Origin of the sequence: Methylobacterium sp. NFXW15, assembly GCF_049887755.1 — a bacterium.
GTDB lineage: Bacteria > Pseudomonadota > Alphaproteobacteria > Rhizobiales > Beijerinckiaceae > Methylobacterium.
In genome coordinates, this window is sequence record NZ_JAGEKG010000002.1 from 310,036 (window position 1) to 334,948 (window position 24,913).

The 24,913-nt window shown below is 66.7% G+C and carries 24 protein-coding genes; 12 read left to right on the forward strand and 12 right to left on the reverse strand.

The window, feature by feature from the left end; translation table 11 throughout:
• Nucleotides 1–133: 133 nt before the first annotated feature.
• From J4O73_RS05770 to J4O73_RS05790, 5 genes are all read left to right on the forward strand, one after another.
• Nucleotides 134–739, forward strand: coding sequence for a sulfite oxidase-like oxidoreductase (locus tag J4O73_RS05770; protein ID WP_426215990.1), 606 nt, complete (start codon nucleotides 134–136; stop codon nucleotides 737–739).
• A complete protein-coding gene (locus J4O73_RS05775) occupies nucleotides 714–1,466 on the forward strand; it encodes an FAD-binding oxidoreductase (protein WP_426215441.1) in 753 nt (250 codons plus the stop codon). Before J4O73_RS05770 ends, J4O73_RS05775 begins: the two co-directional genes overlap by 26 nt.
• A 74-nt stretch (nucleotides 1,467–1,540) precedes the next feature.
• Nucleotides 1,541–1,780, forward strand: a complete 240-nt coding sequence (locus tag J4O73_RS05780; RefSeq protein ID WP_426215443.1) for a hypothetical protein — start codon at nucleotides 1,541–1,543, stop codon at nucleotides 1,778–1,780.
• A 144-nt stretch (nucleotides 1,781–1,924) separates the two neighbouring features.
• Complete coding sequence (locus tag J4O73_RS05785; protein ID WP_426215445.1) at nucleotides 1,925–2,164, forward strand: DUF6894 family protein; 240 nt, start codon at nucleotides 1,925–1,927, stop codon at nucleotides 2,162–2,164.
• 226 nt (nucleotides 2,165–2,390) lie between these two features.
• Nucleotides 2,391–4,121, forward strand: coding sequence for a DEAD/DEAH box helicase (locus J4O73_RS05790; protein ID WP_426215447.1), 1,731 nt, complete (start codon nucleotides 2,391–2,393; stop codon nucleotides 4,119–4,121).
• Between the two features lie 59 nt (nucleotides 4,122–4,180).
• On the opposite strand, the gene J4O73_RS05795 is transcribed toward J4O73_RS05790, so the two are convergent.
• On the reverse strand, nucleotides 4,181–4,576 hold the full coding sequence (locus J4O73_RS05795) for a response regulator (protein WP_426215449.1): 396 nt from the start codon (nucleotides 4,574–4,576) through the stop codon (nucleotides 4,181–4,183).
• Between the two features lie 322 nt (nucleotides 4,577–4,898).
• Between J4O73_RS05795 and J4O73_RS05800 the strand changes: the two genes are divergently transcribed.
• Both J4O73_RS05800 and J4O73_RS05805 read left to right on the forward strand, forming a co-directional pair.
• Nucleotides 4,899–5,690, forward strand: a complete 792-nt coding sequence (locus J4O73_RS05800; RefSeq protein WP_426215451.1) for a class II glutamine amidotransferase — start codon at nucleotides 4,899–4,901, stop codon at nucleotides 5,688–5,690.
• Between the two features lie 114 nt (nucleotides 5,691–5,804).
• Nucleotides 5,805–7,238, forward strand: coding sequence for an NAD-dependent succinate-semialdehyde dehydrogenase (locus tag J4O73_RS05805; RefSeq protein ID WP_426215453.1), 1,434 nt, complete (start codon nucleotides 5,805–5,807; stop codon nucleotides 7,236–7,238).
• A gap of 181 nt (nucleotides 7,239–7,419) precedes the next feature.
• Here J4O73_RS05805 and J4O73_RS05810 read toward each other — a convergent pair whose 3' ends face one another.
• Both J4O73_RS05810 and J4O73_RS05815 read right to left on the reverse strand, forming a co-directional pair.
• Nucleotides 7,420–7,626, reverse strand: coding sequence for a SlyX family protein (locus tag J4O73_RS05810; RefSeq protein WP_426215455.1), 207 nt, complete (start codon nucleotides 7,624–7,626; stop codon nucleotides 7,420–7,422).
• 35 nt (nucleotides 7,627–7,661) lie between these two features.
• Nucleotides 7,662–8,816 carry a diguanylate cyclase gene (locus tag J4O73_RS05815; RefSeq protein ID WP_426215457.1) on the reverse strand — a complete coding sequence of 385 codons (1,155 nt, stop codon included), beginning with the start codon at nucleotides 8,814–8,816 and terminating at the stop codon, nucleotides 7,662–7,664.
• A gap of 182 nt (nucleotides 8,817–8,998) precedes the next feature.
• Here J4O73_RS05815 and J4O73_RS05820 point away from each other — a divergent pair, with 182 nt between their 5' ends.
• The gene (locus J4O73_RS05820; protein WP_426215459.1) at nucleotides 8,999–11,641 is read left to right on the forward strand and encodes an MGH1-like glycoside hydrolase domain-containing protein; all 2,643 of its coding nucleotides are present in this window, start codon (nucleotides 8,999–9,001) and stop codon (nucleotides 11,639–11,641) included.
• Here J4O73_RS05820 and J4O73_RS05825 read toward each other — a convergent pair.
• On the reverse strand, nucleotides 11,628–12,071 hold the full coding sequence (locus J4O73_RS05825) for a MucR family transcriptional regulator (protein ID WP_426215461.1): 444 nt from the start codon (nucleotides 12,069–12,071) through the stop codon (nucleotides 11,628–11,630). The two genes, J4O73_RS05820 and J4O73_RS05825, sit on opposite strands and share 14 nt — an antisense overlap.
• Nucleotides 12,072–12,504: 433 nt before the next feature.
• On the opposite strand from J4O73_RS05825, the gene J4O73_RS05830 reads away from it, so the two are divergent.
• Nucleotides 12,505–13,602 carry an NAD(P)/FAD-dependent oxidoreductase gene (locus J4O73_RS05830; RefSeq protein ID WP_426215463.1) on the forward strand — a complete coding sequence of 366 codons (1,098 nt, stop codon included), beginning with the start codon at nucleotides 12,505–12,507 and terminating at the stop codon, nucleotides 13,600–13,602.
• Nucleotides 13,603–13,605: 3 nt separating this feature from the next.
• Here the strand turns inward: J4O73_RS05830 and J4O73_RS05835 are convergent, their stop codons facing one another.
• The 5 genes from J4O73_RS05835 to J4O73_RS05855 form a co-directional block, all read right to left on the reverse strand.
• The gene (locus J4O73_RS05835; protein WP_426215465.1) at nucleotides 13,606–14,325 is read right to left on the reverse strand and encodes an LrgB family protein; all 720 of its coding nucleotides are present in this window, start codon (nucleotides 14,323–14,325) and stop codon (nucleotides 13,606–13,608) included.
• Nucleotides 14,326–14,328: 3 nt separating this feature from the next.
• Nucleotides 14,329–14,733, reverse strand: coding sequence for a CidA/LrgA family protein (locus tag J4O73_RS05840; protein ID WP_426215467.1), 405 nt, complete (start codon nucleotides 14,731–14,733; stop codon nucleotides 14,329–14,331).
• Nucleotides 14,730–15,200, reverse strand: a complete 471-nt coding sequence (locus tag J4O73_RS05845; RefSeq protein ID WP_426215468.1) for a TerB family tellurite resistance protein — start codon at nucleotides 15,198–15,200, stop codon at nucleotides 14,730–14,732. Before J4O73_RS05845 ends, J4O73_RS05840 begins: the two co-directional genes overlap by 4 nt.
• A gap of 110 nt (nucleotides 15,201–15,310) precedes the next feature.
• A complete protein-coding gene (locus tag J4O73_RS05850; RefSeq protein WP_426215470.1) occupies nucleotides 15,311–15,985 on the reverse strand; it encodes a response regulator transcription factor in 675 nt (224 codons plus the stop codon).
• Nucleotides 15,982–17,364: an ATP-binding protein gene (locus J4O73_RS05855; protein WP_426215473.1), complete on the reverse strand. Its 1,383-nt coding sequence runs from the start codon at nucleotides 17,362–17,364 to the stop codon at nucleotides 15,982–15,984. Before J4O73_RS05855 ends, J4O73_RS05850 begins: the two co-directional genes overlap by 4 nt.
• 333 nt (nucleotides 17,365–17,697) lie before the next feature.
• Here J4O73_RS05855 and J4O73_RS05860 point away from each other — a divergent pair, with 333 nt between their 5' ends.
• A complete protein-coding gene (locus tag J4O73_RS05860) occupies nucleotides 17,698–18,639 on the forward strand; it encodes a hypothetical protein (RefSeq protein WP_426215475.1) in 942 nt (313 codons plus the stop codon).
• A gap of 126 nt (nucleotides 18,640–18,765) precedes the next feature.
• Here J4O73_RS05860 and rpsU read toward each other — a convergent pair whose 3' ends face one another.
• Entirely contained in the window at nucleotides 18,766–19,095 is a 330-nt protein-coding gene (gene rpsU, locus J4O73_RS05865) for a 30S ribosomal protein S21 (protein WP_426215476.1), read from the reverse strand.
• A 261-nt stretch (nucleotides 19,096–19,356) separates the two neighbouring features.
• Here rpsU and J4O73_RS05870 point away from each other — a divergent pair, with 261 nt between their 5' ends.
• Complete coding sequence (locus J4O73_RS05870; RefSeq protein ID WP_426215478.1) at nucleotides 19,357–20,415, forward strand: threonine aldolase family protein; 1,059 nt, start codon at nucleotides 19,357–19,359, stop codon at nucleotides 20,413–20,415.
• On the opposite strand, the gene J4O73_RS05875 is transcribed toward J4O73_RS05870, so the two are convergent.
• A complete protein-coding gene (locus J4O73_RS05875) occupies nucleotides 20,412–21,584 on the reverse strand; it encodes a DUF1501 domain-containing protein (RefSeq protein WP_426215480.1) in 1,173 nt (390 codons plus the stop codon). The two genes, J4O73_RS05870 and J4O73_RS05875, sit on opposite strands and share 4 nt — an antisense overlap.
• Nucleotides 21,581–23,092, reverse strand: a complete 1,512-nt coding sequence (locus tag J4O73_RS05880; protein ID WP_426215482.1) for a DUF1800 domain-containing protein — start codon at nucleotides 23,090–23,092, stop codon at nucleotides 21,581–21,583. The genes J4O73_RS05875 and J4O73_RS05880 overlap by 4 nt, the downstream gene beginning before the upstream one ends.
• 179 nt (nucleotides 23,093–23,271) lie before the next feature.
• On the opposite strand from J4O73_RS05880, the gene J4O73_RS05885 reads away from it, so the two are divergent.
• Nucleotides 23,272–24,885 carry a peptide chain release factor 3 gene (locus J4O73_RS05885; RefSeq protein WP_426215484.1) on the forward strand — a complete coding sequence of 538 codons (1,614 nt, stop codon included), beginning with the start codon at nucleotides 23,272–23,274 and terminating at the stop codon, nucleotides 24,883–24,885.
• Nucleotides 24,886–24,913 lie beyond the last annotated feature (28 nt).

Here is a 24,913-nt window from a genome sequence, read left to right on the forward strand (position 1 = left end):
TCCTGTCATGGTTCCACGCTATTCAGCGTTGGACCTATCGCACATCAGCTTTCGGGCGATTGTTCGGCGAAGGCGCGGCGCTTGACGGCGGCGCTGCCGGGCCCGAAACCGGGTGCTGATGATGGGGACCGACATGGTGACACGCGGCTTTGTCGGGCGTCGGCAGCGTCCGGAAACCGGAGCGCGCCTTCCGCCGGGCCAGTACCTGACGCAGGATTTCCCGATCCTTCAGATCGGGCCGAACCCCGTGATCGATCTCGCGACCTGGCGGTTCACGCTGCGGGAGGGCGCGCGGCCCATCAAATCGTGGAGTTGGGAAGAACTCGATTCGCTCCCGCGTACCCGCTGGCATGGGGATATCCACTGCGTCACCAAGTGGTCGAAGTTCGATACGGATTGGGACGGCGTCACCATCGATGATCTGCTCGTCGATGCGAACATGTCCGCGCCGAGTGCCTATCTGCTCGCCGAATCTTTCGACGACTACACCACCAACGTGCCGGTGGCGGACCTTCTCAACGGCAAGGCGATGATCGCCACTCGCTACGCGGGTGAGCCGATCCATGCCGACCATGGCGGTCCGGCCCGCCTGTTCGTGCCGCATTTGTATTTCTGGAAGAGCGCCAAGTGGCTCAAGGGCCTGCGCTTCACCACGACCGACACCGCGGGCTACTGGGAGCTGCGCGGCTACCACATGTACGGGGATCCGTGGCGTGAGCAGCGGTATATCGGAGATTGAAGCGGCCTCGGCCGAACCCATCGTCTTCCGCTGGTACGAAGCTGAGGTCGCCGCCGTTACGGTGGTGACGCCCAGGGTGAAGAGCGTGCGCCTGCGCTGCGCGATTGCCGGGCGGCAGCGGGCGGGCCAGCATGTCGACGTACGTCTGACCGCAGAGGACGGCTACCGCGCGAGCCGCAGCTATTCCGTCGCCTCCGTTCCGGATGAGAGCGGCACGCTCGAACTGCTGGTCGAAGGCCTGCCGGATGGTGAGGTCTCGGGCTGGTTCTTCGACAGTGCCGAGGTCGGGGACAAGCTCGAATTGCGCGGGCCCATCGGCGGGTCGTTCTCCTGGGATGCGCCGGATGGCGGGCCGCTGCTCTTGGCCGGGGGCGGATCGGGCGTCGTTCCCTTGCTCGCCATGCTGCGGCGGCGGGCACAGGTCGCCCCGGACATCCCGGCCGTGTTGATCTACTCAGTGCGCACCCGTGCCGAGGCCATCGCCCTGGACGAGCTCGAAGCCCGCGACCGGGACGAGCCGAATTTCTCCCTGTTGTTGCGAACCACGCGAGAGGGTGAGGAGGGCCGGATCGATGCCGCCCTGGTGCGGTCCGCGCTTGAGCGCATCGGTGCGCCGCGGAAGGTTTTCCTCTGCGGTTCCAATCGCTTCGTCAGCCCTGCGGCGGATCTCATCGTTGCAGCAGGCGTCCCGGCCACGATCGTGCGCACCGAACGGTTTGGAGAGTAGCGGGCGGGCGCAGGAACCGCGATCCGGCTGGACCGTTCGATTCCCTGTCGGCAGTGACGCCGACGTTGGAGGTCATGATGCCCGGCACGCTTTCACGACTCCCACTCGTTGCCCTAGCCGTTCTCGGCCTCTCCGGCGCCGCCGTCGCGAAGGACGGAATGGCACCCAAGAAGAAGGGCCAGACGACGCTCAACGGCTTCAAGCCTGCTTATCGTACCGATACGCGCGTCTCTGGCGCGGAGCAGCCTTATACTTGGCCGGTCTCCGAACGTTACAGGCCTTTTTCTCAACCGTATTACGGCCGAGCTTATTGAGCCTAAGTTTGATGAATGCGCCCGCGACACTCCACGAGAGTGCCGCGGTGCGACGATCTACGCGCGATTGCTGATCCGGCGGTAACTGCGTAGAAACAACGTAGTCGTATGCACGGGCTCCGCAAACGGAACCCGGCGCCAGCCTTGCCTCGCTACTTCATCGACCTCCACGACGGCAGCAATCTTGTGCGCGACCGCGAGGGGTTCGACCTTCCGGATCTCGACGCTGCCCGCGCGCAGGCCGTGCGAATCATGACACGGATCGCGCAAGGCATGGCCGATGGACCGGCCCGGCAGGATTACGTCCTGGCGGTGCGCGCCGAGGATGGGACGGTCCGCCTGCGCATGCGGATGTCGCTGGATCCCGAGCCTTCGGCCGAGTAGCGACCCCCCTCAAGCAGGGCTCTCATGCCTGGGCGGGAGTGGTCAGCACCACGGGCAGCGGGTAGAAGGCGCGCTTCGGACCAAAACGGGCGGCCTTCGGATGGACGCTCTCAAGCGTCCCGCGCGGGCCTGTGCGCCGCGTGCATGATCCCGACGATGCTGTGTCGTCCCGCGCCGAATCGGCTTTGGCCCCGGCGGGCGATGCACTAACGAAAGCCTGACCGAAGTGCCTTTTCCGACCCTGCCCGCTCCTTTGTCGCGGGCTCTGGCCGAGCGTGGCTACGCCGAGCCCACGCCCGTGCAAGCCGCCGTCCTCGAAGCAGCGGGGGGCGGGCGTGATCTCCTCGTCTCCGCTCAGACCGGCTCCGGCAAGACCGTCGCCTACGGCCTCGCCATGGCCGACCTTCTGGTCGGCGATGCCGAGACCATGGCGCCGCCCGCCGCGCCGCTCGCCCTGGTGATCGCCCCCACCCGCGAACTCGCGCTGCAGGTGCAGCGGGAACTCGAATGGCTGTATGGCCCGGCCCATGGCCGTGTGACGGCCTGCGTCGGCGGCATGGATCCGCGCCGCGAGGCCCGCCGACTCGCCGACGGTTCGCAGATCGTGGTCGGCACGCCCGGCCGCCTGCGGGATCATATCGAGCGCCGCGCGCTCGACCTTTCGACGCTTCGCGCCGTCGTCCTCGACGAGGCGGACGAGATGCTCGATCTCGGCTTCCGCGAAGATATCGAGTTCATCCTGTCCGCGACGCCGCAGGAGCGCTCGACCTATCTGTTCTCCGCCACCCTGCCGAAAGGCATCGAAGCCCTGGCCGAGCGCTACCAGCGCGATGCGCTCCGCCTCGCGGTGAAGAGCGAAACGAGAGGCCACGCCGACATCGCCTACCGCGCGGTACGCGTTCTGCCCCGCGAGATCGAGCACGTGGTGCTCAACCTGCTGCGCGAGGCCGATGCGCCGACCGCCATCGTGTTCTGCAACACCCGCAACGCCGTCCGCCACCTGCAGGCGAACCTGACCGAGCGCGGCTTCTCCGCCGTCGGTCTGTCCGGTGAGATGGGTCAGGGGGAGCGGAATGCCGCCCTTCAGGCCCTGCGCGATGGGCGAGTGAAAGTCTGCGTCGCCACCGACGTCGCGGCGCGCGGCATCGATCTGCCCTCGCTCAGCCTCGTCATCCACGCGGACCTGCCGCACGACGCCGAGACGTTGCAGCACCGGTCCGGTCGCACCGGTCGCGCCGGTCGCAAGGGCACGTCCGTGCTGCTGGTGCCGAACGCGCGCCGCCGCCGGGCGGAGCAGATGCTCGCCATCGCCAAGGTGCAGCCGGAATGGTGCGGGCCGCCTTCGGCCGATCAGATCCGTGCCCTCGACGCCGAGCGCATGCTCACCGATCCGCTCTTCGCCGAGCCGCCTTCCGAGGACGATGCGGTGATGGCGCAGACGCTGCTCGCCAACAAGAGCCCGGAAGAGTTGGCCGGTCTCCTCGCCCGCGTCTACCGCACCAGGCTTCCGGCGCCGGAGGACGTGACCGATCCGGGCGAGGGGCGCGCCCGCGCCGAACGGCCGCCCTACGATCCCATGAACGCCGAGGCCATCTCGGCCATGGGTCCTGCGGTGTGGTTCCGTCTGAACCTCGGCCGCCGGGACAATGCCGACCCGCGCCGCCTCCTGCCGCTCCTGACCCGCCGTGGTGGCCTCGACCGCCAGGAGATCGGCGCGATCCGCATCTTCGACCGGGAGACCAAGTTCGAGGTGCGCGGCCACGCGGCCTCGCGCTTCGCGGAATCGTTCGCGCGGAACGGCTCGCCCGAAATCCAGGTGGAGGCGCTTCCGGCGGAATTCGCGCCCGCTCCTCGTAAGGGTGCGCCGGGCAACGGGAAAGGAATGGGTTCACCCCGTGCCGACCGTCATCGCCGCAACGCGGGGAAGGGCGGGTTCAAGCCGCAGCAGCGCGGCTGACACCTTGCGAACCCTGATCCGCCCGCGTCTCACCCAGTGAGATGCGGGCTCTGGGCGGCTCAGGCCGCCTTTTTCATGTCGAGGGTGGCGCGCTCCGCCTGCACCAGCACGTCGAAGGCGCGCCAAGGCTTCTGCATGAACACGGCGCCGTCCGGGAGAGTGACATCCTCGGTCACGCCGGATGTGACAATCACCCGCACGTCCGGCCAGCGGCGCTCCACGGTCTGAGCCAGGGACAGGCCGTCCATCTCGCCCGGCAGGCGGACGTCGGCGAAAAGCAGGGCCACGGTGATATCACCGCGCTCCAGAATGGAGAGGGCGTCCTCCGCGCTCTCGCAGGCGATCACGCCCAGATCGGTCTCTTCGAGAACTGCCGTCGCGAGGTCCCGGATCTCGGCATCGTCCTCGACGACGAGGGCGATCGGGGCGTGACTCTCCGTGCGTGCGCAGTCCATAGAAGGCTCCTGTCTGGTGGTTGGGGGCAACGCCTCTCCGCAGGGAAAGCACCGATTCGTGCGATTGATTCCCCGATTCGGCCATGCTGGCCCGCCAAGAAGCCGCCTACAAGAGTCGCACGTCAGTCGCGTATGCCTGCCTTGCAACCAGGCAGCATGCACTTCAGGCGGGAGGCATCAAATTTGCGCAAGGCGGCGGCGGTTAAGAAACTGTTCACCGACCCGGCGCGACCCTTACACTCTCACGACGTGAGCCGGCTCAAAGCTTGCAGGCGTCGGGCGGATTCCTCCGCCGATCGACATTCAGGATTGTCGTCCGATCATGTGCCGCTTCCTCGCCTACTCTGGTGAGCCGGTTTTCCTCTCCGATCTCGTTTGCGCGCCGACGCACTCGCTCGTGCATCAGTCCCTGCACGCCGACGAGGGGAAGACGGAAACGAACGGGGATGGCTTCGGCATCGGTTGGTACGGCGAACGCGCGGAGCCGGGGGTGTACCGCGACATTTCCCCGGCATGGTCCGATGAGAACCTCGTGAACCTGTGCGGTCAGGTGCGGGCGAGAACCTTCTTCGCCCATGTGCGCGCCTCGACGGGCACCGCCACCGCCCGAGCGAACTGCCACCCCTTCGCCCATGGCCGCCACCTGTTCATGCATAACGGGCAGATCGGCGGGTATTGCCGGATCAAGCGGCGCCTGGAGGCGCTGATCCCGGACGAGTTGTACGACAGCCGCCGCGGCAGCACCGATTCCGAGGCGATCTTCCTCCTGGCGCTGGCCAACGGCCTCGCGGAGGATCCGGTCGGCGCCATGACGCGCACCATCGAGACGGTCCAAAATCTGATGCAGGCTGCTTCGGTCGCGGAACCGCTGCGCTTCACCGCCGTGGTGACGGATGGTGAATCGCTCACCGCCTACCGCTGGGCCAGCGATAACCGCCCGCCGACCCTCTATTTCCGCGAAGGCCCCGGTGGGTTGGTCGTGGTGTCCGAGCCTATCGATGGGTGCCGCGAGGGCTGGCAGGTCGTGCCCAAGGGCGCCACGCTTCAGGCCCGCCGGGGAAGCTCCTCGATCGTGACGCTCCCCGAGAAGGCCGCGGCGCGGCGCGCGGCGTGAGGGTCACGCACGGATCGGGGCTGCGATCTCGATTTCGGCATTGCTCCGCGATGCCTCCCGTGCCGAAATCCAGCCCGCGACGAACCGGCCTGCGGCTCGTGCGGAGAGCGATACATGTATCCCAACACTGATCTGCACATTGCCGGACGCTGGCGTTCGGGCGGCGAGAGCCACACCCTCGCCGTCCTGAACCCGGCGAACGGCGAGACCATCGGGCAATGCGCCGTCGCCACGGTGGCCGATCTCGACGAGGCGCTGGACGCCGCCGCCCGCGCATTTCCGCTCTGGCGCGCGGTCGCCCCGTTCGAACGCTGCAAGCGGATGCGCAAGGCGGCCGACCTGCTGCGCGAGCGTGCGGACGGCATCGCCCGCATCATGACCATGGAACAGGGCAAGCCTCTGGCCGAGGCGCGGATCGAGACCCTCGCCGCCGCCGACATCATCGATTGGTTCGCGGAAGAGGGGAAGCGCGCCTACGGCCGCGTGATTCCCGCCCGCGCCGATGGCGTACTGCAAGCGGTGGTGAAGGAGCCGGTCGGCCCGGTCGCCTGCTTCACGCCCTGGAATTTTCCGATCAACCAAGCGGTCCGCAAGATCTCAGCCGCCCTGTGTACCGGCTGCACGGTTATCTTGAAGGGACCGGAAGATACGCCCGCCAGCTGCGCCGAACTCGTCCGTGCCTTCCTCGATGCGGGAATTCCGGGGGATGCGCTCTCCCTGGTCTATGGCGATCCGGGCGAGATCTCGGCCTATCTCGTGCCGCATCCCGTGATCCGAAAGATCTCGTTCACCGGCTCGACCGTGGTCGGCAAGAAGCTCGCGGCCCTGGCAGGCGAGCATATGAAGCGCGCGACGATGGAGCTCGGCGGGCACGCCCCGGCCATCGTGTTCAGCGATGCCGACGTCGAGAAGGCAGTGTCCGTCCTCGCCCCGTCGAAGTTCCGCAATGCCGGCCAAGTCTGCGTGTCGCCGACGCGGTTTCTCGTCCACGATTCGGTGTTCGACCGATTCGTCGCGCGGTTCACCGACTTCGCCAAGGGTCTGAAGGTCGGTGACGGGCTCGATCCCGAGACCAAGATGGGCCCGCTCGTCCATAGCCGCCGCCTCGATGCCGTCGAGGCGCTGTCGGCCGATGCCGAATCCGCCGGTGCTACCCTCCGCACGGGCGGCAAGCGCCTTGGCAACCGGGGCAACTTCTTCGAGCCGACCGTGCTCACCGACGTGCCGCTGACGGCGCGGATGATGAACGAGGAGCCCTTCGGCCCCATCGCAATGATCAACCGCTTCTCGGATGACGACGAGGCCTTCGCGGAGGCCAACCGTCTGCCCTACGGCCTCGCAGCCTATGCCTACACACGCTCGGTCGAGCGGTCGGCGCGGGTGATGAACCGGGTTGAAAGCGGGATGATCTCGATCAACCACCACGGTCTCGCCCTGCCGGAAGTGCCCTTCGGCGGCGTGAAGGATTCCGGCTACGGCAGTGAGGGTGGACCTGAGGCCCTGGACGCCTACCTCGTCACGAAGTTCGTGACCCAGGCGAACTTCTAGAGCCGTATCCGACGGAGGTGAGCCGCTCCCGTCACTGGATTCCCGGCCGTCTCTGCGAGCGCAGCGAAGCAATCCAGGGAGGCGCACCGCTCTGAAGCGTCCCGCTGGCCCTGGAAGGCTTCGCTAACGCTCGCAAAGACACAAGCACGTGAGCCGAGTTGGTCGGAGATGGCTCGGGTTCTCAATAATGCGGAGGCGGCGGTTCCGGCCCGCGTTGCGCGGCTCGCGCCGTCGCCTCCTCGACCTGATCGCGCAACGCAGCCACGAGGCGCGTCAGCCGGTCGATCTGCGTCCATTGCTCGGTGACGATACGGTTCAGGTCCTCGACCGTCGCCTCCTGCTCGGTGAGGCGGATCTCGAGCCGATCCATCCGTTCGGTCGCGTCCATCGGCATTCCCGTGGGCGGCTGACGACGTGGCGTCCCTACGCCACGCGCAGGACGAAATCGGCCATCTCGACCCGGTCCCGCCCGCCCTTCTTGGCCTCGTAGAGCGCCTCGTCTGCCCGACGCAACAGGTGCTCGAACACGCCGTCCGGCGTTCCCTGGGCGACGCCCACACTGACGCTCGGCCGGAGGTCGGGGAATTGGGGAAGCGTGATGGTGGCGAAGGCGCGCCGGACACGCTCGGCCACGTTCAGCGCCGAGGCGGGTGAGACGCCGATCAACAGGCAGCCGAATTCCTCGCCACCCAGCCGGCCGAACATGGCGCGTTTCGGCAACGTGCCCGCCGCCAAGGTGCAAAAGCCGACGATGACCGCATCGCCGACCTCGTGGCCGTAGCGGTCGTTGATGGCCTTGAATCTGTCGAGGTCGAACAGCAGCAGGGTCGTATCGGACCGGGTGGCAATCAGTTGCTCGGCCACCTCGACGAAGGCCCGCCGGTTGGCGATGCCCGTCAGCGAGTCCGTGCGCGCGGCCACGCTCTGCATCCGCTCGGCCCGCTCCTTCACCAACCCGATGAAGGTGAAGGCCGAGGCGATGGAGAACAGCATCGCGGCAAGGCACAGCACGCCGACCCAATAAGAGGCGAGCGCCGCCTGGGGGGCGGGCAGGGGGAAGAGAAGCGCGGCCGGGACGCGGACGAGGTAGCAGAAACCGTAAAAGACCATCAGGCCGATGGCGAAGGGGCGCGAGGCGAGGGGCTCGGCCCGGCCTCGCCAAAAGTCCCATGCGCCGCCGAAGCAATAGAGCGTCGCTGCCGACGAGGCGAACATGACCCGGTAGGCGATGGATTCGTAGAAGGCCGGGATCAGGCAAAGGAGAATCCAGGCGAGGCCCGCCGAGAAGGCCAGCGAAAGGTGCAGCTTCCGGTTTTCGAATTGGCCGATCGCGTACCAGATCAGCCCGTAGGCGCTGATCATCATCGCGTTGGAGCCGCCGATCGACAGCCAATCGGGAATGACGCCCCGTAGCGCGAGGCCGACCGAGGCCACGGAGCCGATGAAATGCGCGAAACCCCAATAGGCGAGGCAAGCGGCCTTTGGGTATTGCCGCCACGAGACGAGGAACTGCACGCTGACCAAGAAGGTCGTGGCGCAGCTTGCAATCAGCAGAGTCGCGGGATCAAGACCCGGCACTGACGTCGCCCCCTGAAATTGCCGACCGACGGGCGACGCTCAAATATCTCACAGAATGGCCGTATGGCCAAGCTGAGGTTGCTTGAAACGTATCATTTCGCGCGCAGCGTTAGTTGGCGCCGTGACGGAAAACGACTTCGGGCGTGCTGCGTCTTGCTTGTCGCCCTACCCTCGCGGCAAAGATGGAACGTGGGTTTCAAGGAGGCCGCGTGCCGCAGATTTTCGAGACGGCAGAAGGGCTTCGCCTCGTCGCCGCGCGTCAGGATCCGGCGTGGCGAAACTGGGGACCCTACCTCAGCGACCGCCAATGGGGCACCGTCCGAGAGGATTACAGTGCCGGGGGAGATGCCTGGACGTATTTTCCCCACGACCACGCTCGATCCCGTGCCTATCGTTGGGGCGAGGACGGAATCGGTGGGTTTGGCGAGACTTATCTGCGTTGGTGTTTGTCGCTCGCCCTCTGGAATGGGCGGGACCCGATTCTTAAGGAACGCCTATTCGGTTTGACCAACGGGGAGGGCAATCACGGGGAGGACGTCAAGGAACTTTATTACTACCTCGACGGCACACCGACACATTCGTTCATGCGGATGGTCTACAAGTATCCGCAAGGGGAATTCCCCTACGCTCAGCTGATCACGGAAAATTGTAGGCGAAGCCTCGACGAGCCGGAATTCGAGCTTCTCGATACCGGGCTCTTCGATGAGAGCCGCTACTTCGACGTCGAGATCTCCTACGCCAAGGCTGCCCCCGACGACATCCTGATGCAGGTGAGGGCCACAAATCGTGGTCCCGACGCGGCGCGCCTCACCCTCCTGCCGCAGATGTGGGCGCGCAACCTATGGTCATGGAAGCCGGGCATCGAGAAGCCCGCTCTACGCCGCGATGGAGGTGCCGTGCTGGCCACGCACCCCGAGCTGCCACCCCTAAGGCTTCATGCCGATAGGCCGGACGCGTGGCTCTTCACCGAGAACGAGACGAACACCCACAGACTCTACGGCACCGGTCCGGCGGAGGGCCTGTTCAAGGACGGATTCGATCGACACGTCGTCGGGGGTGAAGCCGGTGTGATTCACGACGGGTCGGGCACGAAATGCGCCGCGCGTTACGATATCGATCTCGCGCCGTGGGAGACGCACACCATCCGCCTCAGGTTGCGCCCGGCGGAGGTGGGGGGAGAGCCCTTCGCGGATTTCGATGCCGTCTTCGGAGCCCGCGAGCAGGAGGCGGATGCCTTCTACGCTGCCCTTCAAGCGCGGGTGACGGACCCGGACCAGCGTCTGGTCCAGCGTCAGGCGCTGGCGGGCATGCTGTGGTCGAAGCAACTCTATCATTACGATGTGCGCGAATGGCTGGTCGGCGATCCGGGCCAGCCGATGCCGCCCGAACAGCGCCGCCACGGGCGCAACAGCGAGTGGATGCACTTACGCGCCAACGACATCATCTCCATGCCGGATTGCTGGGAATACCCCTGGTTCGCATCATGGGACCTCGCCCTGCAATCGATCGTCTTCGCGATGATCGATCCCGACTTCGCCAAGAAACAGATTCTGCTCCTCATCGGCGACGCCTACAGCCATCCCAACGCGGCGTTGCCCGCCTACGAGTGGGGCTTCGAGGACGCGAATCCGCCGCTCCACGCGCTGGCCGCGTGGAAGGTGTTCGAACTCGACCGTGCCCTGACCGGCAAGTCCGATCACGACTTCCTCAAACGCGTCTTCAACCGGCTGACGCTGAACTTTACGTGGTGGGTGAACCGCAAGGACGCGAACGATCGCAACCTGTTCCAGGGCGGGTTCCTCGGGCTGGATAATATCGGCATCTTCGACCGCTCCAAACCCATTGGCGGGGGCGCGACGCTGACCCAATCCGACGCCACCGCATGGATGGCGATGTACGCCCTCAACCTGATGCGCATCGCCATCGAGTTGGCGCTGGAGGATCAGACCTATGAGGACATGGCGGGAAAGTTCTTCGAGCACTTCCTCCTGATCGCGGCGGCCACCGGGGATGGCGTCTGGGACGAGGCGGACGGCTTCTTCTACGACGTGATCGAAGCCCCGGAGGCCCGCCTGCCGATCCGTGTTCGGACCATGGTCGGCCTCATCCCGATCCTGGCCGTGGCGGTGCTGAAGGAGGCGGATATCGAGCGCCTGCCGCACCTGCGTGAGCGGCTGGTCTTCTTTCAGCAGAACCGCCCCGACCTTTGGCGTCTCGTCTCTCGCTGGAATGAGCCGGGGGTCGGGCGCTCGGCCCTGCTCTCGCTCTTGCGCGGACACCGGCTCAAGGCCCTGCTGAGGCGGATGCTCGACCCGGCCGAGTTCCTTTCCGATCACGGGGTGAGGGCGGTCTCGCGCGCCTATGCGCAAGCGCCGTTCTGCTTCAACTGGAATGGGCAGGATCTCGGCCTCGCCTATGAGCCGGCCGAGTCACGCTCACGGCTGTTCGGCGGCAATTCCAATTGGCGCGGGCCGGTTTGGATGCCGGTGAACTACCTGTTGATCGCGAGTTTGCATCGCTTCCACGATTACTTCGGCCCGGACTTCACGGTGGAGGCGCCGACGGGCTCGGGGCGCATGCTCACCCTGCGCCAGATCGCCGACGAGATCTCCCGCCGATTGATCGCGCTGTCCACGCGCGGACCGGACGGCACCCGCGCCATTTATGGGGAGAGCCGAATCGAACAGGAGGATCCCCATTTCCGGGACCACATCCTGTTCTACGAGTACTACCACGGAGATACGGGGCGCGGCGTCGGCGCCTCGCATCAAACCGGTTGGTCTGGCCTCGTGGCCCTGCTGATCCAGGAGCTTACGGAGCCGTAGCGACGGGCGCCTTCGCCTTGGACGAGCCGACGACCGACAACTTGGCCCGCTGCTGCTGGCCCACGCTGATCTCCCGCGAGATCTCCGAACGCCGTGCGCTGTAGGTGGCGCAGACCATCGGGTAATCGACCGGAAGGCCCCACTTCGCGCGGTAGGTTTCCGGTGTCAGCCCACGCAAGGTCAGATGGCGGCGAAGTGCCTTGTAGGGCTTCCCGTCCTCGAAGCTCGTGATGGCGTCGGGCCGGATGGAGGCCGAGATCTGCGCCGGGGTCGGGCGTTGCAGGGTCGCTTTCTGGGGGGTCGAAAGCCCGTGGATGGCTTGGTGAATCTCGGTCAGCAATTCGGGAAGGTTCGTTGCCGGGACGCGATTGCGACTGACATAGGCGGTCAAGATCCGGGTCGCGAGTTCCACGGTCGGCTTGTCGGTCATCGTGAGTTCCTGGTTTCAACATCACCGCGTGGGGGCCTGTTCGCCGGTCCCCTACGTGGTCATGTCCTGGATGCAGGTACGCCCCGGCCCCCCCAGTCTGACGGGACGCCCACTGCCCCCGCAGTCGCCCGTCTCTGCCGGTGTACACTATGATACTATACTACTTATGATTGCATTCATCCGTCAACGCCGTATTGCTTGATCGTTAGTCATTTCCAGCGGTTCAAGCGCCCTTTTCTGAGCTGCAAAGGTGTTTGCAGTGGCGTTACGAAAGTTTGTCTCTGTCATTTCGGACTTAAAGTAGGTCAGTGCGTACAATCTGCGGTCGATCCAGGCGCCGGAAATTCCGCTTCGGTCGGCCTGCAGGGCGGTGGGCGAGACCGGCGCGAGCCTGTTAAAGGTCCGGCTGGACAGTCTTTGGAGGGGACGCGCGATGGACGTGCTCGTCATCGGAGCGGGGGTGGTCGGCCTCGCGGTCGGACGGGCGTTGGCGTTGCGTGGGCATGCCGTCATCGTCGCCGAAGCCGAGAAGGCCATCGGAACAGGGGTGTCGTCCCGCTCATCCGAGGTGATCCACGCCGGGATGTATTATCCGGTGGGCTCGCTCCGGGCCCGGCACTGCGTTGAGGGCGCGCGGGCGCTGTTCCGTTTCTGCGAAACACACGGGGTGCCGCACCGCCGCTGCGGCAAGCTCATCGTCGCGGGCGATGACGGAGAGGCGTCGGCCATCGCCGCCATCCTCGACCGGGGCGATACGAACGGTGTCGAAGGTCTCGAACTTCTGGATGCGGCGCAGGCCAAGCGTCTCGAGCCGAACCTTGCCTGTACCCTGGCCTTGCACTCACCCAACACCGGCATCATCGACAGCCATGCCCTGATGCTCGCGCTGCTGGGAGAGATCGAAGATCGCGGCGGATCGCTCGCCGTGCAGACGAAGGTCGATCATCTGGCCCGAGCCGAAGGGCAGTGGCAGGCAAGCTTCGGCGGCACCGAGGCGGGCACCATGCCCTTCGACGCCGTGGTGAACGCGGCCGGGTTCGGCGCGCCCGGCATCGCGGCACGGACCGAGGGCTATCCCGAAACCTCCGTCCCCCGGCTCCATCTCGCGCGGGGCAATTATTTCGGCTGCACCGGCAAGCCAGCCTTCACCCGGCTGATCTATCCGGCGCCGCGCGTCGATGGTGGGCTGGGCATCCACCTCACACTCGACCTGAACGGTCGAGTTCGGTTCGGGCCGGATGTCGAGTGGATCGAGGCGCCCGACTATCGCGTCGATCCGGCCCGTGCGGCCTCATTCTACGGCGCGATCCGCCGCTATTGGCCCGCTCTGCCGGAGGGCGTTCTGTTCCCGGATTACGCCGGGCTGCGCCCGAAGTTGACGGGACCCGGCGAGCCTGCCGCGGATTTCCGCATTGAGGGACCGGCGGAGCATGGATTGCCCGGCATCGTCCATATGTTCGGGATCGAAAGCCCCGGCCTCACGTCCAGCCTGTCGCTGGCCGAGGATGTCGCCGACCGCCTCACGGCTTGAGCCTCAGCTGATGAGGTGGAGAGCGAGCGGCGCGAGGATCGCCGTGACGAAGGCGTTCAACCCCATGGCGATACCGGCGAAGGTACCCGCCACCTCGCTGACCTGAAAGGCGCGAGCGGTGCCGATACCGTGCGCGGCGAGGCCGGCTGCGAAACCCCGGGCGCGCATGTCGGAGATGTTGAGCGCCTCCATCATCGGCGTCACGAGGATCGCTCCGATGATGCCTGTGAGGATCACGAGGATGGCCGTGAGGGTGGGATCGCCGCCCAGCGTTGCCGCGATGCCCATCGCCACGCCCGACGTGACGGATTTCGGCGCCAGCGAGACGAGGATCGGCTGCGGGATGGAGAAGAGCCGGGCGAGGACGATGACGCAGATGAGCGTTACCACCGATCCAGCCGCCAATGCCGCCAGCATCGGAACCAAAGCGCGTTTCACCGTGGCGCGGCGCTCGTAAAGCGGGAAGGCCAGCACGACCGTTGCCGGGCCGAGCAGGAAGTGAACGAATTGCGCGCCCTCGAAATACGTGGGGTAGGGCGTGCCGGTCATGGCCAGGACGACGGCCACGAACACCACCGCCACGAGAACGGGGTTCGCCAGCGGATGGCGGCCCGTGGCGGCGGCGATCCTGTCCGCCGCGACATAGGCCGTCAGCGTCACGGTGAGCCAGAGAAGCGGCGTGCGGGCGAGATAGACCCACAGGGAGAAATCGCCTCCCTCCATCGCCTAAAGGTCCTCTTTGCCGCCGCGACGATCCACGAGAGCGGAGACGGCGCGGAACACGAAGACGGTGGTGAGCAGGGACACCGCCGTCGATACGAGAAGGATGACCGCCAGCTTCGCTCCCTGTGTCCTTAGGAGATCGAGCCGTCCGACCACGCCGACGCCTGCGGGCACGAACAGCAGCGACAAGTTGGCGAGAAGGCCTTTGGCGATGGTTTCCAGGTTGCCGTCCACCAGCGGCGCGGGGAGCAGGCGGCGCAGGGGGCTGCTTTCCGCATCGCGCGCCAGGAGGAACGCGAACATCAGCCCCATGCCGATGACCGGGCCGGGCACCGGAAGGCCGAAGCCCCGGGCGATGGCCTCTCCGCAGAGTTGCGCCAGCAGGATAAGAGCAAGGCTTGCGATCATTCGGCGGTCGCCCCCGACAGGCCGCTGTGCCGTGCGGCGGCGATGCTCGCATCGTCGAAGCCGAGCAGGCGACCCAAGCGCTCCACGAGCGCCTCCTCGAACTCATCGACCTTGCCATCCGCACCGGCGACGGACCACGCCATGGCGAGGAGGGCCTGCCGTTCGAAGTCGTTCGCCGCATGCGGAATCATTTCCACGAGGCTCGCGACATCGCGGACTTCCGCATCGACGGCGGTCGCGCGGGCGATGAGCGCCTCCGCGGCGGCGGGACTGGCAGCGTAGCGGCCCTGCACCAAGCGGGCGAGGCGCTCGCTCTCTGACGGGTCGAGGATCCCGTCCACGCGGGCGACGTGAACGAGCAGCGCGGTGGCCGCAAGATGGGTATCGTCCGCCGGGCCGCGCCCCTCGGAGGTGCCGAGGCCGAGGGCTTCCTCGGCATAGGCACGCAGGCGTGCGATCAGGGACATGTCCGCTCCGGGCCAACCGTAGACCGAAGAATTCGGTCCCAACACGCCTGCGTCAAGCTGGCCCAGACAGGTTACGCCGGGCCGTGGCTCTCATGCATCGCTCGGGCGGCTCAGCCCTGTCGTTGTGCGTGGGTGACGGCTACGTGAATCAACTCCGCCAAGGTGCGCACGCCAAGCTTCTGGCGCATCTGCGAGCAGGAGTTGGTGACGGTCTTGTAGCTGACCGACAGATCGGCCGCGATCGCGCCGTAGGACCGTCCCTGGGCGAGGCGCGCCAGAATCTGCTGTTCGCGCGGGGTGAGCTGTAATTCCGGCGTACGGCGGGCATCGGCGCGCAGCATCGCGACCTCGGTTGCGAGCCGCCGGTCGAGGTAGACCTCCCCGTGCCGCACCTTCTCGAAGGCGTCGAACAGTTCGGCCGAGGCGTGATCCTTCAGGACATAGCCGAGCGCCCCCGCTTCGAGGGCACGGGCGACGATCACCGGATCGTTGTGCATGCTGAACACGAGGATCCGCGTGGTCGGCGCCACGGCGCGAATCCGCCGGATCAGCCCGAGACCGGCAAGGCCGCTGCCCTGGAAGGTCAGGTCGCAGATGACCACCGGCGGGCGCAGGCGGTGGAAGATGCGATAGCCGCCGACGACGGTCGTCGCCTCGGCGATGGTCTCGATCCCGGCATCCTCAAGGACGCGGCGGCACCCCTGCAGGACGATCGGATGATCGTCGATCACCAGCACCGGCAGGCGCGTCGTGGCAGGCTCGATCTGTGAAGCAATGGCGTTCATACGCTCTGCGCGGGAGAAAGATCTTCAGTCTCCCGGCTCCGCTCTGGCGGGATCGGGATGGCGATACGGACGATCGCGCCCGGGCCGTTATTGTCAAGTGTGAAAGTCCCCTGGAGGGCTTCGACACGTTCACGCATCCCCGATAACCCGAGGCCGATCCGGTGCTCGGCGGGGATGCCGGTGCCGTCGTCGCGGATTTCGACGGTGACGGTCCCGTCCCGGTCGTCGGCCGTGGCCTCGATGCGCGTGGCGCCCCCATGCCGCACGGCATTCGTGGCGCTCTCCTGCACACAGCGGAAGATGGTCAGGTCCACGAGATCGCCATAACCCCGCTCGAGGTTGTCGAACCGGCCGATGAAGGTCGTGCCGGGATGCCGCTCGCCGAAGCCGCGCAGGAGCAGATCGAGGCAGGTGGGGAGGGGGGCCTGACCGAGCCCGTGCGGGCGCAGGCGGTTCAGGAGCGCGCGGTTCACCCCTTGGACCTGCCCGACGATCGTGCCGATCTCCGCTGCCCGCGCGGCGAGCTTGCTCCGGTCGATCTCCTTCGCGCCCGCCGCGATGCGGGCGATGGAAGCGGCATTCGCTTCCAGGGCGAAGAGGCAAGGGCCGAAATCGTCGTGTAACTCCAGGGCGGTACGGCGACGCTCGTCATCCTGCGCGGTGAGAAGCTTCTGGTTGAGGTTGGCGTTGGCCGAACGCGTCTGCGCCAGGGCCTCGGCCACCTTGTTGAACCGCTCGGCGATCACCGCCAGTTCCGGCGTGCCCGGCGGATGGAGGCGGGCCGTGTAATCGTGGTGTTCGAGCTGTGTCAGGGCCTTACCGAGGCGATTCAGGGGGGCGAGGATCTTGCCCAGCGCCAGGAACAGGGCGACCAGCATGGCGGCATTGATGGCGAAGGTCGTGAGCGAGAGCGCGCGGGCATAGCCCCAGATCTCCTCGATCTCGTCCATGGGCTGCGTCATGATCTGTGCCGTGCCGAGCACGCGGCCCCCGACGCGGATCGGGAGGGTGTGCCGCTCGATCGGCGGAAGGATCATGTCGGAGAACCACGCCGGTGCTTCCCGGCTCGCCTTGCGACCCGGCTCGTCCGGGCCGACGCGATGTCCCTCGACATCCAGCACCGTGACGCGCACGTGCCGCAGGGCGCGGAAGCGAAGATCCAGGGTCTGAAGGACGGTCTCCGGCGCAGCCGTATCCGACAATCGGATCGTGTCGGCTACGAGGTTTTCGACCGTCGCCAGGGAGGCGCGGGTCTCGACGCGCACGGCGTTGCGCGCGTTGAACACGACGACCCCGCACGAAATGGCGGCGGCCATCACATCGATGAGCAGCACCACGGCGACGAGCCGCGTGCGGGTCGACCAATGGGACCATGGCATGGCGCGAGCCGGAGCGGTGCCAGGTGGGGGCAACAGGTTCGGGCGCGTTTCCACGGAGTGACGAGACCCGCTTTCAGGTTGCACTGGGAATGTCCCGGATAACGATGCGATGACTATTCCTTAAGCGATACGTCGTAAATCCTGTGGATGACTTCGCCTCGCCTCGATGCAACTGGGTCTTCTGTAAGATCGCCGGGCGGCGACATCATTGCGCCGTATTGTGAACCCTCAATCGGCGACGTTGCCAGTGTCGGGCGACAGCATCGGGCCGGGCCGGCCGAATCCGGGCGCTCCGATCGTGATCGCCGCGCATCAGGTCCAGGATCGCAATTGATGTCCGAGTTTCTCCTCGACACGTCGGAGAGGCGCAGCCCCCGCGCCGCCGCCGTGCCGAAGGGCAAGCGCAGCGTCGTACGGCTTCTGCTGGCGAGTGCCGCGGGTGCTGCTGCGCTGACGGGCTTCGCGGTCGCGGCCTCGTCCGTCATGGCGGGGCTCGTCCAGCCCACGCCCTTCCTGCGCAAGCCTGCCGTCGCCAATGCCGGCCTCGCCTCCAGCTGGCCCGATTTCAAGGACGGTCTGCCCGCCAGAGCGGGCGAGCCGGTGAAGATTACGGAAACGAAGCCCGAAGCACCGAAGGCTTCGGCCGGTCCGCGCATGGCCGCCTTCACATCGGATCCGAAAGCGTTTGCGGACGATGTCCCGCGTCTGCCGCAGGCCGCGCCGAAGCCCGCGCCCGTCGCGGAACGGCCTACGCCCCTTGCGCCGACCGCGCGAATTCCCGTGCCGACAGAGGTCGCCGTGCTCGAAGCACCGCCTGCCACTCAGATCGTGGCACCTGCGCGGACCGTAGCGGCCCTCGCGCCGCGCTCATCGGAAAGCGTACGGGCGCGCGACGAGGCCGTGACTGCGGAAGAGCCCGCCAAGCCGCGTGAAGCCGCCGTCGTCAAGCCGGCGCATCCGGCCCACATCGCGGAGACGCCGGCGCCCGCCAAGCTGAAGCCGATCATTGCTACGGCGAAGCCTGCTCCGGAGCCCACCAAGGTCGCCACGGCCAAGCCCACGCCGGCGAAGCCGGCGGCTTCTCCCGCGCCCGCCAAAGTCGCGACCCCGAAGCCAGCTCCCGCCAAGGCGGCGGTGACCCAGACTGCGGCGGCCGAACCGGACTCCGATGAGACTGAGATCCTGGGCGTGAAGCTGCCTTCGCTTGCTCCGGCAGGGCGCAAGATCAAGGACAGCGTCAGCGCCTTGGGGGATGCCGTTCGCAGCGCATTCTAAGTCGTCACGTCGCTGCGATAACGACGCGGCGACGCTGCTTTCCTGCCGGAACGAAAAAGGGCCTGGACCGCGTCAGCGATCCAGGCCCTTGAACTGTGTGACCCGCCGCTCGGGCGGGTCGGCCAATCAGGCAGCGGTGGCCGGGGTGTTGGCGGCCGAGAACTGGCCCTGATTGGTCTGCGCCTGCGAGGCGGTGGGCAGGCCGGGACGACGGCCAGCGCCGGCAACGCGGGGCTTCGGCTTCGGAGCGGCGATCAGGCCCTCACGGATCGCGGTCTTGCGGGCCTGCTTACGGGCGCGGCGAACGGCCTCGGCCTTCTCGCGGGCGCGGCGCACCGACGGCTTCTCGTAAGCCTTACGCTGCTTCATCTCACGGAAAATACCCTCGCGCTGCATCTTCTTCTTGAGGACGCGGAGAGCCTGATCGACGTTATTGTCGCGAACGAGTACCTGCAACGGAAGAGATCCTTTGGCCTAAGTCGTTGAACGCGCGGCCAGTCGCCGATGCGTAAACCGACAAAGTCCCTCGCCCGGATCAGGCCCGGGAGGGACGCGCAAGATCGGTCTACGAATCGGCACGTGGAACGCGCCTTGGCTGGGCTTCTACACCATGAGCTGCCGAGATCCAAGATGCGCGAGCCGTCTTCGCGGGCGTGCACGGTGCCCATGCGCGAGGCGGTTTGGCCTTGGCCGCCAGGGGGATGCTATGATCCATCCATGCCTCTCGACCAGACTCCCGATCCGTCGCAGCAATTCGCCAGCGACAACTATTCCGGCATCTGTCCCGAAGCATGGGCGGCCATGGAAGCCGCCAATAGCGGCCATGCCCCGGCCTACGGCGAGGATACCTGGACCGCGCGGGCGGCGGATGCCTTCCGCACGCTGTTCGAGACACGGTGCGAGGTGTTCTTCGCCTTCAACGGCACGGCGGCCAATGCGCTCGCTCTGGCCGCTCTGTGTCAATCCTACCACAGCGTGATCTGCGCCGATTCCGCCCATGTCGAGACCGACGAATGCGGCGCCCCGGAATTCTTCTCCAACGGGTCGAAGCTGCTCACCGTCCGTACCGAGGGCGGCAAGCTGACGCCGCAGGCGATCCGGTCGCTCGCCACCAACCGCAGCGACATCCACTTCCCCCGGCCTCGCGTGGTGACGATCACCCAGCCGACCGAGACCGGGCAGGTCTACACACTGGCCGAGATCCGCGCCCTGTCGGAGGAGTGCCGTCGCCTTGGCCTCGCTCTGCACATGGATGGCTCCCGCTTCGCCAATGCCTGCGCCAGCCTCGGATGCAGCCCTGCCGATATGACGTGGCGGGCGGGCGTCGATGTCCTCTGTTTCGGCGGCACCAAGAACGGCATGCATGCGGGCGAGGCCGTTGTGTTCTTCGATGAGAAGCTCGCGGAGGATTTCGGCTATCGCTGCAAGCAGGCGGGACAACTCGCCTCGAAGATGCGTTTCCTCGCCGCTCCGTGGGTTGGGATGCTGGAAAGCGGTGCGTGGTTGCGCAACGGCACCCATGGCAATGCGACCGCCACCCGCTTCGCGGCGGCCGTCGCGGGTTTGCCGGGCGTGCGGGCGTTGTTTCCGGTGGAGGCGAACGCCGTCTTCCTCAGTCTGCCGCCTGCCATGGCCGAGGGCCTGCGCGCACGCGGCTGGCGCTTTTATACCTTCATCGGTGGCGGCGCCCGCTTCATGTTCGGCTGGGACGCGCAGGAAGAACGCGTCGAAGCGCTGATCGCGGATCTGCGCTCGCTCGCCGTCGTGGCGGCCTAGATCAGCGCGAGATTGGCGGGGTCGTTGCCAGGGAAGATCCGTTTCAGGGCGGTCTGGTCTAGGCCGTAGAGGCGGCCGAGCAGCCCTGAGAGCAGCGAGCGGTAATCGGTCAGGACCGGCCAGTCGCGGTTCTGGAACAGGTGGGCTTCGTCGGCACGGACCTGCGGTCCGGCGATGCGTCCGCCCCGAATGCCGCCGCCGAGCACCCAATAGGTCGAGCCATGGCCGTGGTCGGTCCCGCGTGATCCGTTCTCGCGGAAGGTGCGGCCGAACTCCGAGACCACGACCACCACCGTGTCGGACCAGCCAGGGCCGACCTCCTCGGCGAAGCCCGCGATGCCCCGGCCGAGTTCGCCCAGGCGATCCGCGAGATAACCCTTGGCGCCGCCCTGGTTCACATGTGTGTCCCAGCCGCCGACATCCACGAAGCCGAGGTTGAACGTGTCGCGCATCAGGCGGCCGATTCGCCGGGCCGACAGCTCGAACCCTTTGGGCGAGGTGGCGCCCCGGTCGGCCTGATCGGCATGGTTCGAGATCGATTGGTAGACCTCGTTGCGGACGCGGAACCCCTCCGCAACGGCATTCGCCAGCGGGGTCTCCTTGTACATCGCCGCGATGAGGGCGGCCTGCCGGTCGTCGATCGCGGGCTTGCCGACACCATTGATGGCGATGTTCGGCACCGGCTCGGCACCACCCCTGAAGATCAGTGGGAGTTGCTCCGTGAAGGCGATCGGGCGCACCCGGCTCAGCTCGGCCGCGAGACGCGCCATGAACCCGGAATTGTAGTCGCGCGAAGCACCGATGGTCTGGCCGAGCTCGATCGTATCCTGCGTCTCGAAATGGCTTCGCGTCAGGTCGTCGGTTCCCGCGAAGGGCACGAAGGCGGCCTGTCCCTTCGCGTAGAGGGGCATGATCGTGTCACGCAAGGCCGGGTGCAGGCCCCAATCCCCGTCGAGGGCGAGGGCATCCTGCTTGGAGACGGCGAGGGTTGGCCGCACGCGATAATAGAAGTCGCTACCCGTGGGGATCACGACGTTGGCCGCGTCGTAAGCGCCGCGCAGGAACACGACGAGGAGGCAGGCATCGGCTTTGGGCGCGGCCCAGACGCGACCCGCGACGGTCGACAGGCTTAAGGCGGAAGCGTTGCGGAGGAGATCGCGACGGTTCATCGGGCAAATTCCGGTGAGGCGAGGTAGAGCGTGTTCCAGTCTTGCGGCGAGATCGCCTGGGCGATCGCCGTCCGGGTCGCCGCGCTGAGAGCCGGTTCAAGGGCGGTGAAGTAGAGGCCATTGGCGATGAGCGGGAAGGCGGGCTTGTCCGGCTGGTCGCCCGAGGCGGGCTTGAACAGGCCAGCCGAGCCGGAGCCGATTTGCCGGGCGACCTCGAACCGCGCCATCATCTGGCCGGGCCCCGCCCAGGCGGCGGGATCGAGGGCGTAGCCATTCGGTGTCGAGCGGGCGAAGAGTCCCTGCCCAAGCCGGTTCAACCAGCCGATCACCGGGCCCGTATTGAGGATGACCCGCCGGTCATAGGCCATGCGCAAGGCCGAAAAAACGTAGCGCATCGAGTCCTTGAACGTGCCCTCGCGGAACGCCGCGAAGGCCTCGCTGTGGATCAAGGCATCCATCACGGCGGCGGTATCGCCGTCGGAGCGGGTGAACACCTCCGCAAGCCGGGCCGCTAGGGCGTCGTCCGGCGGCTGTCCGAGATAGTAGGTCGCGAGCGCCCGCGTGACGTTGCGTGCGGTGGCGGGCGAGTGCGCGATGAGATCCAGCGCCTCCTCGACCTCGCCGAAGCCGCGGCCCTTGATCGTATGGCCGAGGAAGACCTTGTCGCCGTAATCGTGCCGGTTCGGGTTGAACAGGAACAGGCCGTCCTGGATCAGGTCGGCCCTGCGCTCCGGCCGGAGCCTGATAACCTCGCGGCCATTCGCAATGCCGATCCCGGTCAGGATTCGCGCCAGCGCCTCGACATCGGCCTGCGTGTAGCCCGAGCCGACGCCCATCGTGTGCAGTTCCATGATCTCGCGGGCGTAGTTCTCGTTGATGCGACCCGCCGCGTTGTCGGTATTGTCGAGGTAGCGCAGCATGGCCGGGTGGCGCAGCGTCGCTTTGAGAAGGTCGCGGAAACGTCCGAGGGCGTGCGGCCGGATCGCGGTGTCGACGTAATCGCCGACCCAGACGCGCACCAATCCCTTGTTCTGATGGACGTTGAACCGGTTGAACCAGAACCACGTCAGCCGCTCGCGCAATTGGTCCGGGGCGTAGAGCGCCTTCAGGATCGTCGCGCTGGCCGCTTGCCGGGCCTCGGCATTGAACAACGCCTGATTGTACTGGTGCGCGTTCTTGCGTGCCTCGGGGTCCGGCTCGGAATTCGCCGCGCGTTGAAGGGCTTCGAAGTAGAAGGTCCGCTCGGCCACGCTGTCTCGGGCCCCGGCCGTCAGCAGAGCCTGGGCCTCGGCCGGTAGGGTGGAGGCGGCCTGCGGGTGTAGCTGTTCCCTCAGCCACGCGTCGCGGCCTTTGGTGCGCAACTCGGCGAAGGAGGAAGGCGAGACGCCCCAGGTCAGCGCGTCCAGGAAGGCGGCGTCCTGAGCGGGCGAGGGCGCGGCTGCCAGCGGTGATGCGGCGGCGAGCAGCGCCACACTGGCCAGAGCCGATCTCCAGGCGGATCGCATCATCGCTCGAAGTCTCTCCGTTCTCGGAGGGTCACGCTGGCCCCGGAGAATGTCGGGGATGTGTCGTGAAAATTGCACTTCGTTGCAGCGGCGCGTTGGTCCTCGCGAGCGGCTCCCTTGGCCGCTTAGGGCGCACGGGGTACACCGTCGCCAAACCGCACACGCGCGACGAAGACCTTCCCATGTTGATGCAGACACGAACCGAGGCGCCTCCGGCCGATCCGGTGGCCCGGCGGCGGACCTTCGCCATCATCTCCCACCCGGACGCGGGAAAGACGACGCTCACCGAGAAGTTACTGCTGTTCGGTGGGGCGATCCAACTTGCGGGCGAGGTCAAGGCGAAGCGCAACCGCGTCTCCACGCGCTCGGACTGGATGGGCATCGAAAAGGAGCGCGGCATCTCCGTCGTCACGTCGGTGATGACGTTCGAGTACGGCGATTGCGTCTTCAACCTGCTCGACACGCCGGGCCACGAGGACTTCTCGGAGGACACCTATCGCACCCTGACTGCGGTCGATTCGGCGGTGATGGTGATCGACGCGGCGAAGGGCATCGAGGCGCGGACGCGCAAGCTGTTCGAGGTCTGCCGTCTGCGCGACATCCCGATCGTCACCTTCGTGAACAAGCTCGACCGCGAATCGCGCGACCCCTTCGACATCCTGGATGAGATCGAGAAGACGCTCGCCCTCGACGCCGCCCCGGTGACGTGGCCGATCGGCTCGGGGCGCAATTTCTCGGGCACGTACGAACTCGGCATGAACCGGGTGCGCCGCCTCGACGCCGCCGACGATGTGGGCACGGTTCCGGTCTCCGGGCCGGAGGATCCGCTGTTCGACGAGTTGCTCACCGAGAACGGCGCCGCCGATACGTGGCGCGAGGAGGTCGAGTTGGCCCAAGGTGGGCTGAAGGCGTTCGATCTCGACGCCTTCCGTGAGGGCCATCTGACGCCGGTCTTCTTCGGCTCGGCGCTGCGCAACTTCGGCGTTCGCGACCTGATCGACGGGCTCGCCAAAGTGGCCCCGGCACCGCGCGGACAGGACGCCGACAAGCGCCGGGTGGAACCTTCCGAAGCGCGGATGACCGGCTTCGTCTTCAAGATTCAGGCGAACATGGACCCGAACCATCGGGACCGTATCGCCTTCATGCGGGTCTGCTCAGGCAAGCTGAATCGGGGCATGAAGGCCAGGCTCGTGCGCACCGGCAAGCCGATCTCGCTCTCGGCCCCGCAATTCTTCTTCGCGCAGGATCGCGCCATCGCGGACGAGGCTTATGCGGGCGACGTGGTCGGCATCCCGAACCACGGCACGCTGCGCATCGGCGATACGCTGACGGAGGGCGAGGAGATCGTGTTCCGCGGCGTTCCGAGCTTCGCGCCGGAAATTTTGCGCCGGATCAAGCTCACCGACGCCATGAAGGCCAAGAAGCTGAAGGAGGCGCTTCAGCAGATGGGCGAAGAGGGCGTCGTGCAGGTCTTCGTTCCCTACGACGGCAGCCAAGCCATCGTGGGCGTAGTCGGCGCGCTGCAGCTCGACGTGCTCAAGGAGCGGCTGCAGGCCGAATACGGCCTGCCGGTCGATTACGAAACGTCGCGATTCACCGTGTGCCGGTGGGTCTCGTCGACCTCGGAAACCGATCTCGACAAGTTCATCGACAGCCACAACTCGGCTATGGCCCGCGACCTCGACGGCGCCCCGGTCTTCATGGCGACGACCGCCTTCTCCCTTCGCTACGAGGAAGAGCGGTACCCGTCCGTGAGCTTCACCGATGTGAAGGATTATCAGAAGCGCGCGGAGTGATCTCAGCGGCGGGGGACGTCAGGGCGTC

Bases quoted from the DNA above. Each gene is read 5' to 3' on its own strand.
- J4O73_RS05850 (WP_426215470.1), bottom strand. From the start codon at position 15,985: ATGAACGCCATTGCTTCACAGATCGAGCCTGCCACGACGCGCCTGCCG.
- J4O73_RS05855 (WP_426215473.1), bottom strand. From the start codon at position 17,364: ATGCCATGGTCCCATTGGTCGACCCGCACGCGGCTCGTCGCCGTGGTG.
- J4O73_RS05870 (WP_426215478.1), top strand. From the start codon at position 19,357: ATGCCTCTCGACCAGACTCCCGATCCGTCGCAGCAATTCGCCAGCGAC.
- J4O73_RS05770 (WP_426215990.1), top strand. From the start codon at position 134: ATGGTGACACGCGGCTTTGTCGGGCGTCGGCAGCGTCCGGAAACCGGA.
- J4O73_RS05810 (WP_426215455.1), bottom strand. From the start codon at position 7,626: ATGGACGCGACCGAACGGATGGATCGGCTCGAGATCCGCCTCACCGAG.
- J4O73_RS05825 (WP_426215461.1), bottom strand. From the start codon at position 12,071: ATGACCGACAAGCCGACCGTGGAACTCGCGACCCGGATCTTGACCGCC.
- J4O73_RS05780 (WP_426215443.1), top strand. From the start codon at position 1,541: ATGATGCCCGGCACGCTTTCACGACTCCCACTCGTTGCCCTAGCCGTT.
- J4O73_RS05795 (WP_426215449.1), bottom strand. From the start codon at position 4,576: ATGGACTGCGCACGCACGGAGAGTCACGCCCCGATCGCCCTCGTCGTC.
- J4O73_RS05840 (WP_426215467.1), bottom strand. From the start codon at position 14,733: ATGATCGCAAGCCTTGCTCTTATCCTGCTGGCGCAACTCTGCGGAGAG.
- J4O73_RS05820 (WP_426215459.1), top strand. From the start codon at position 8,999: ATGGAACGTGGGTTTCAAGGAGGCCGCGTGCCGCAGATTTTCGAGACG.
- J4O73_RS05875 (WP_426215480.1), bottom strand. From the start codon at position 21,584: ATGAACCGTCGCGATCTCCTCCGCAACGCTTCCGCCTTAAGCCTGTCG.
- J4O73_RS05800 (WP_426215451.1), top strand. From the start codon at position 4,899: ATGTGCCGCTTCCTCGCCTACTCTGGTGAGCCGGTTTTCCTCTCCGAT.
- J4O73_RS05835 (WP_426215465.1), bottom strand. From the start codon at position 14,325: ATGGAGGGAGGCGATTTCTCCCTGTGGGTCTATCTCGCCCGCACGCCG.
- J4O73_RS05845 (WP_426215468.1), bottom strand. From the start codon at position 15,200: ATGTCCCTGATCGCACGCCTGCGTGCCTATGCCGAGGAAGCCCTCGGC.
- J4O73_RS05880 (WP_426215482.1), bottom strand. From the start codon at position 23,092: ATGATGCGATCCGCCTGGAGATCGGCTCTGGCCAGTGTGGCGCTGCTC.
- J4O73_RS05885 (WP_426215484.1), top strand. From the start codon at position 23,272: ATGTTGATGCAGACACGAACCGAGGCGCCTCCGGCCGATCCGGTGGCC.
- J4O73_RS05805 (WP_426215453.1), top strand. From the start codon at position 5,805: ATGTATCCCAACACTGATCTGCACATTGCCGGACGCTGGCGTTCGGGC.
- J4O73_RS05830 (WP_426215463.1), top strand. From the start codon at position 12,505: ATGGACGTGCTCGTCATCGGAGCGGGGGTGGTCGGCCTCGCGGTCGGA.
- J4O73_RS05860 (WP_426215475.1), top strand. From the start codon at position 17,698: ATGTCCGAGTTTCTCCTCGACACGTCGGAGAGGCGCAGCCCCCGCGCC.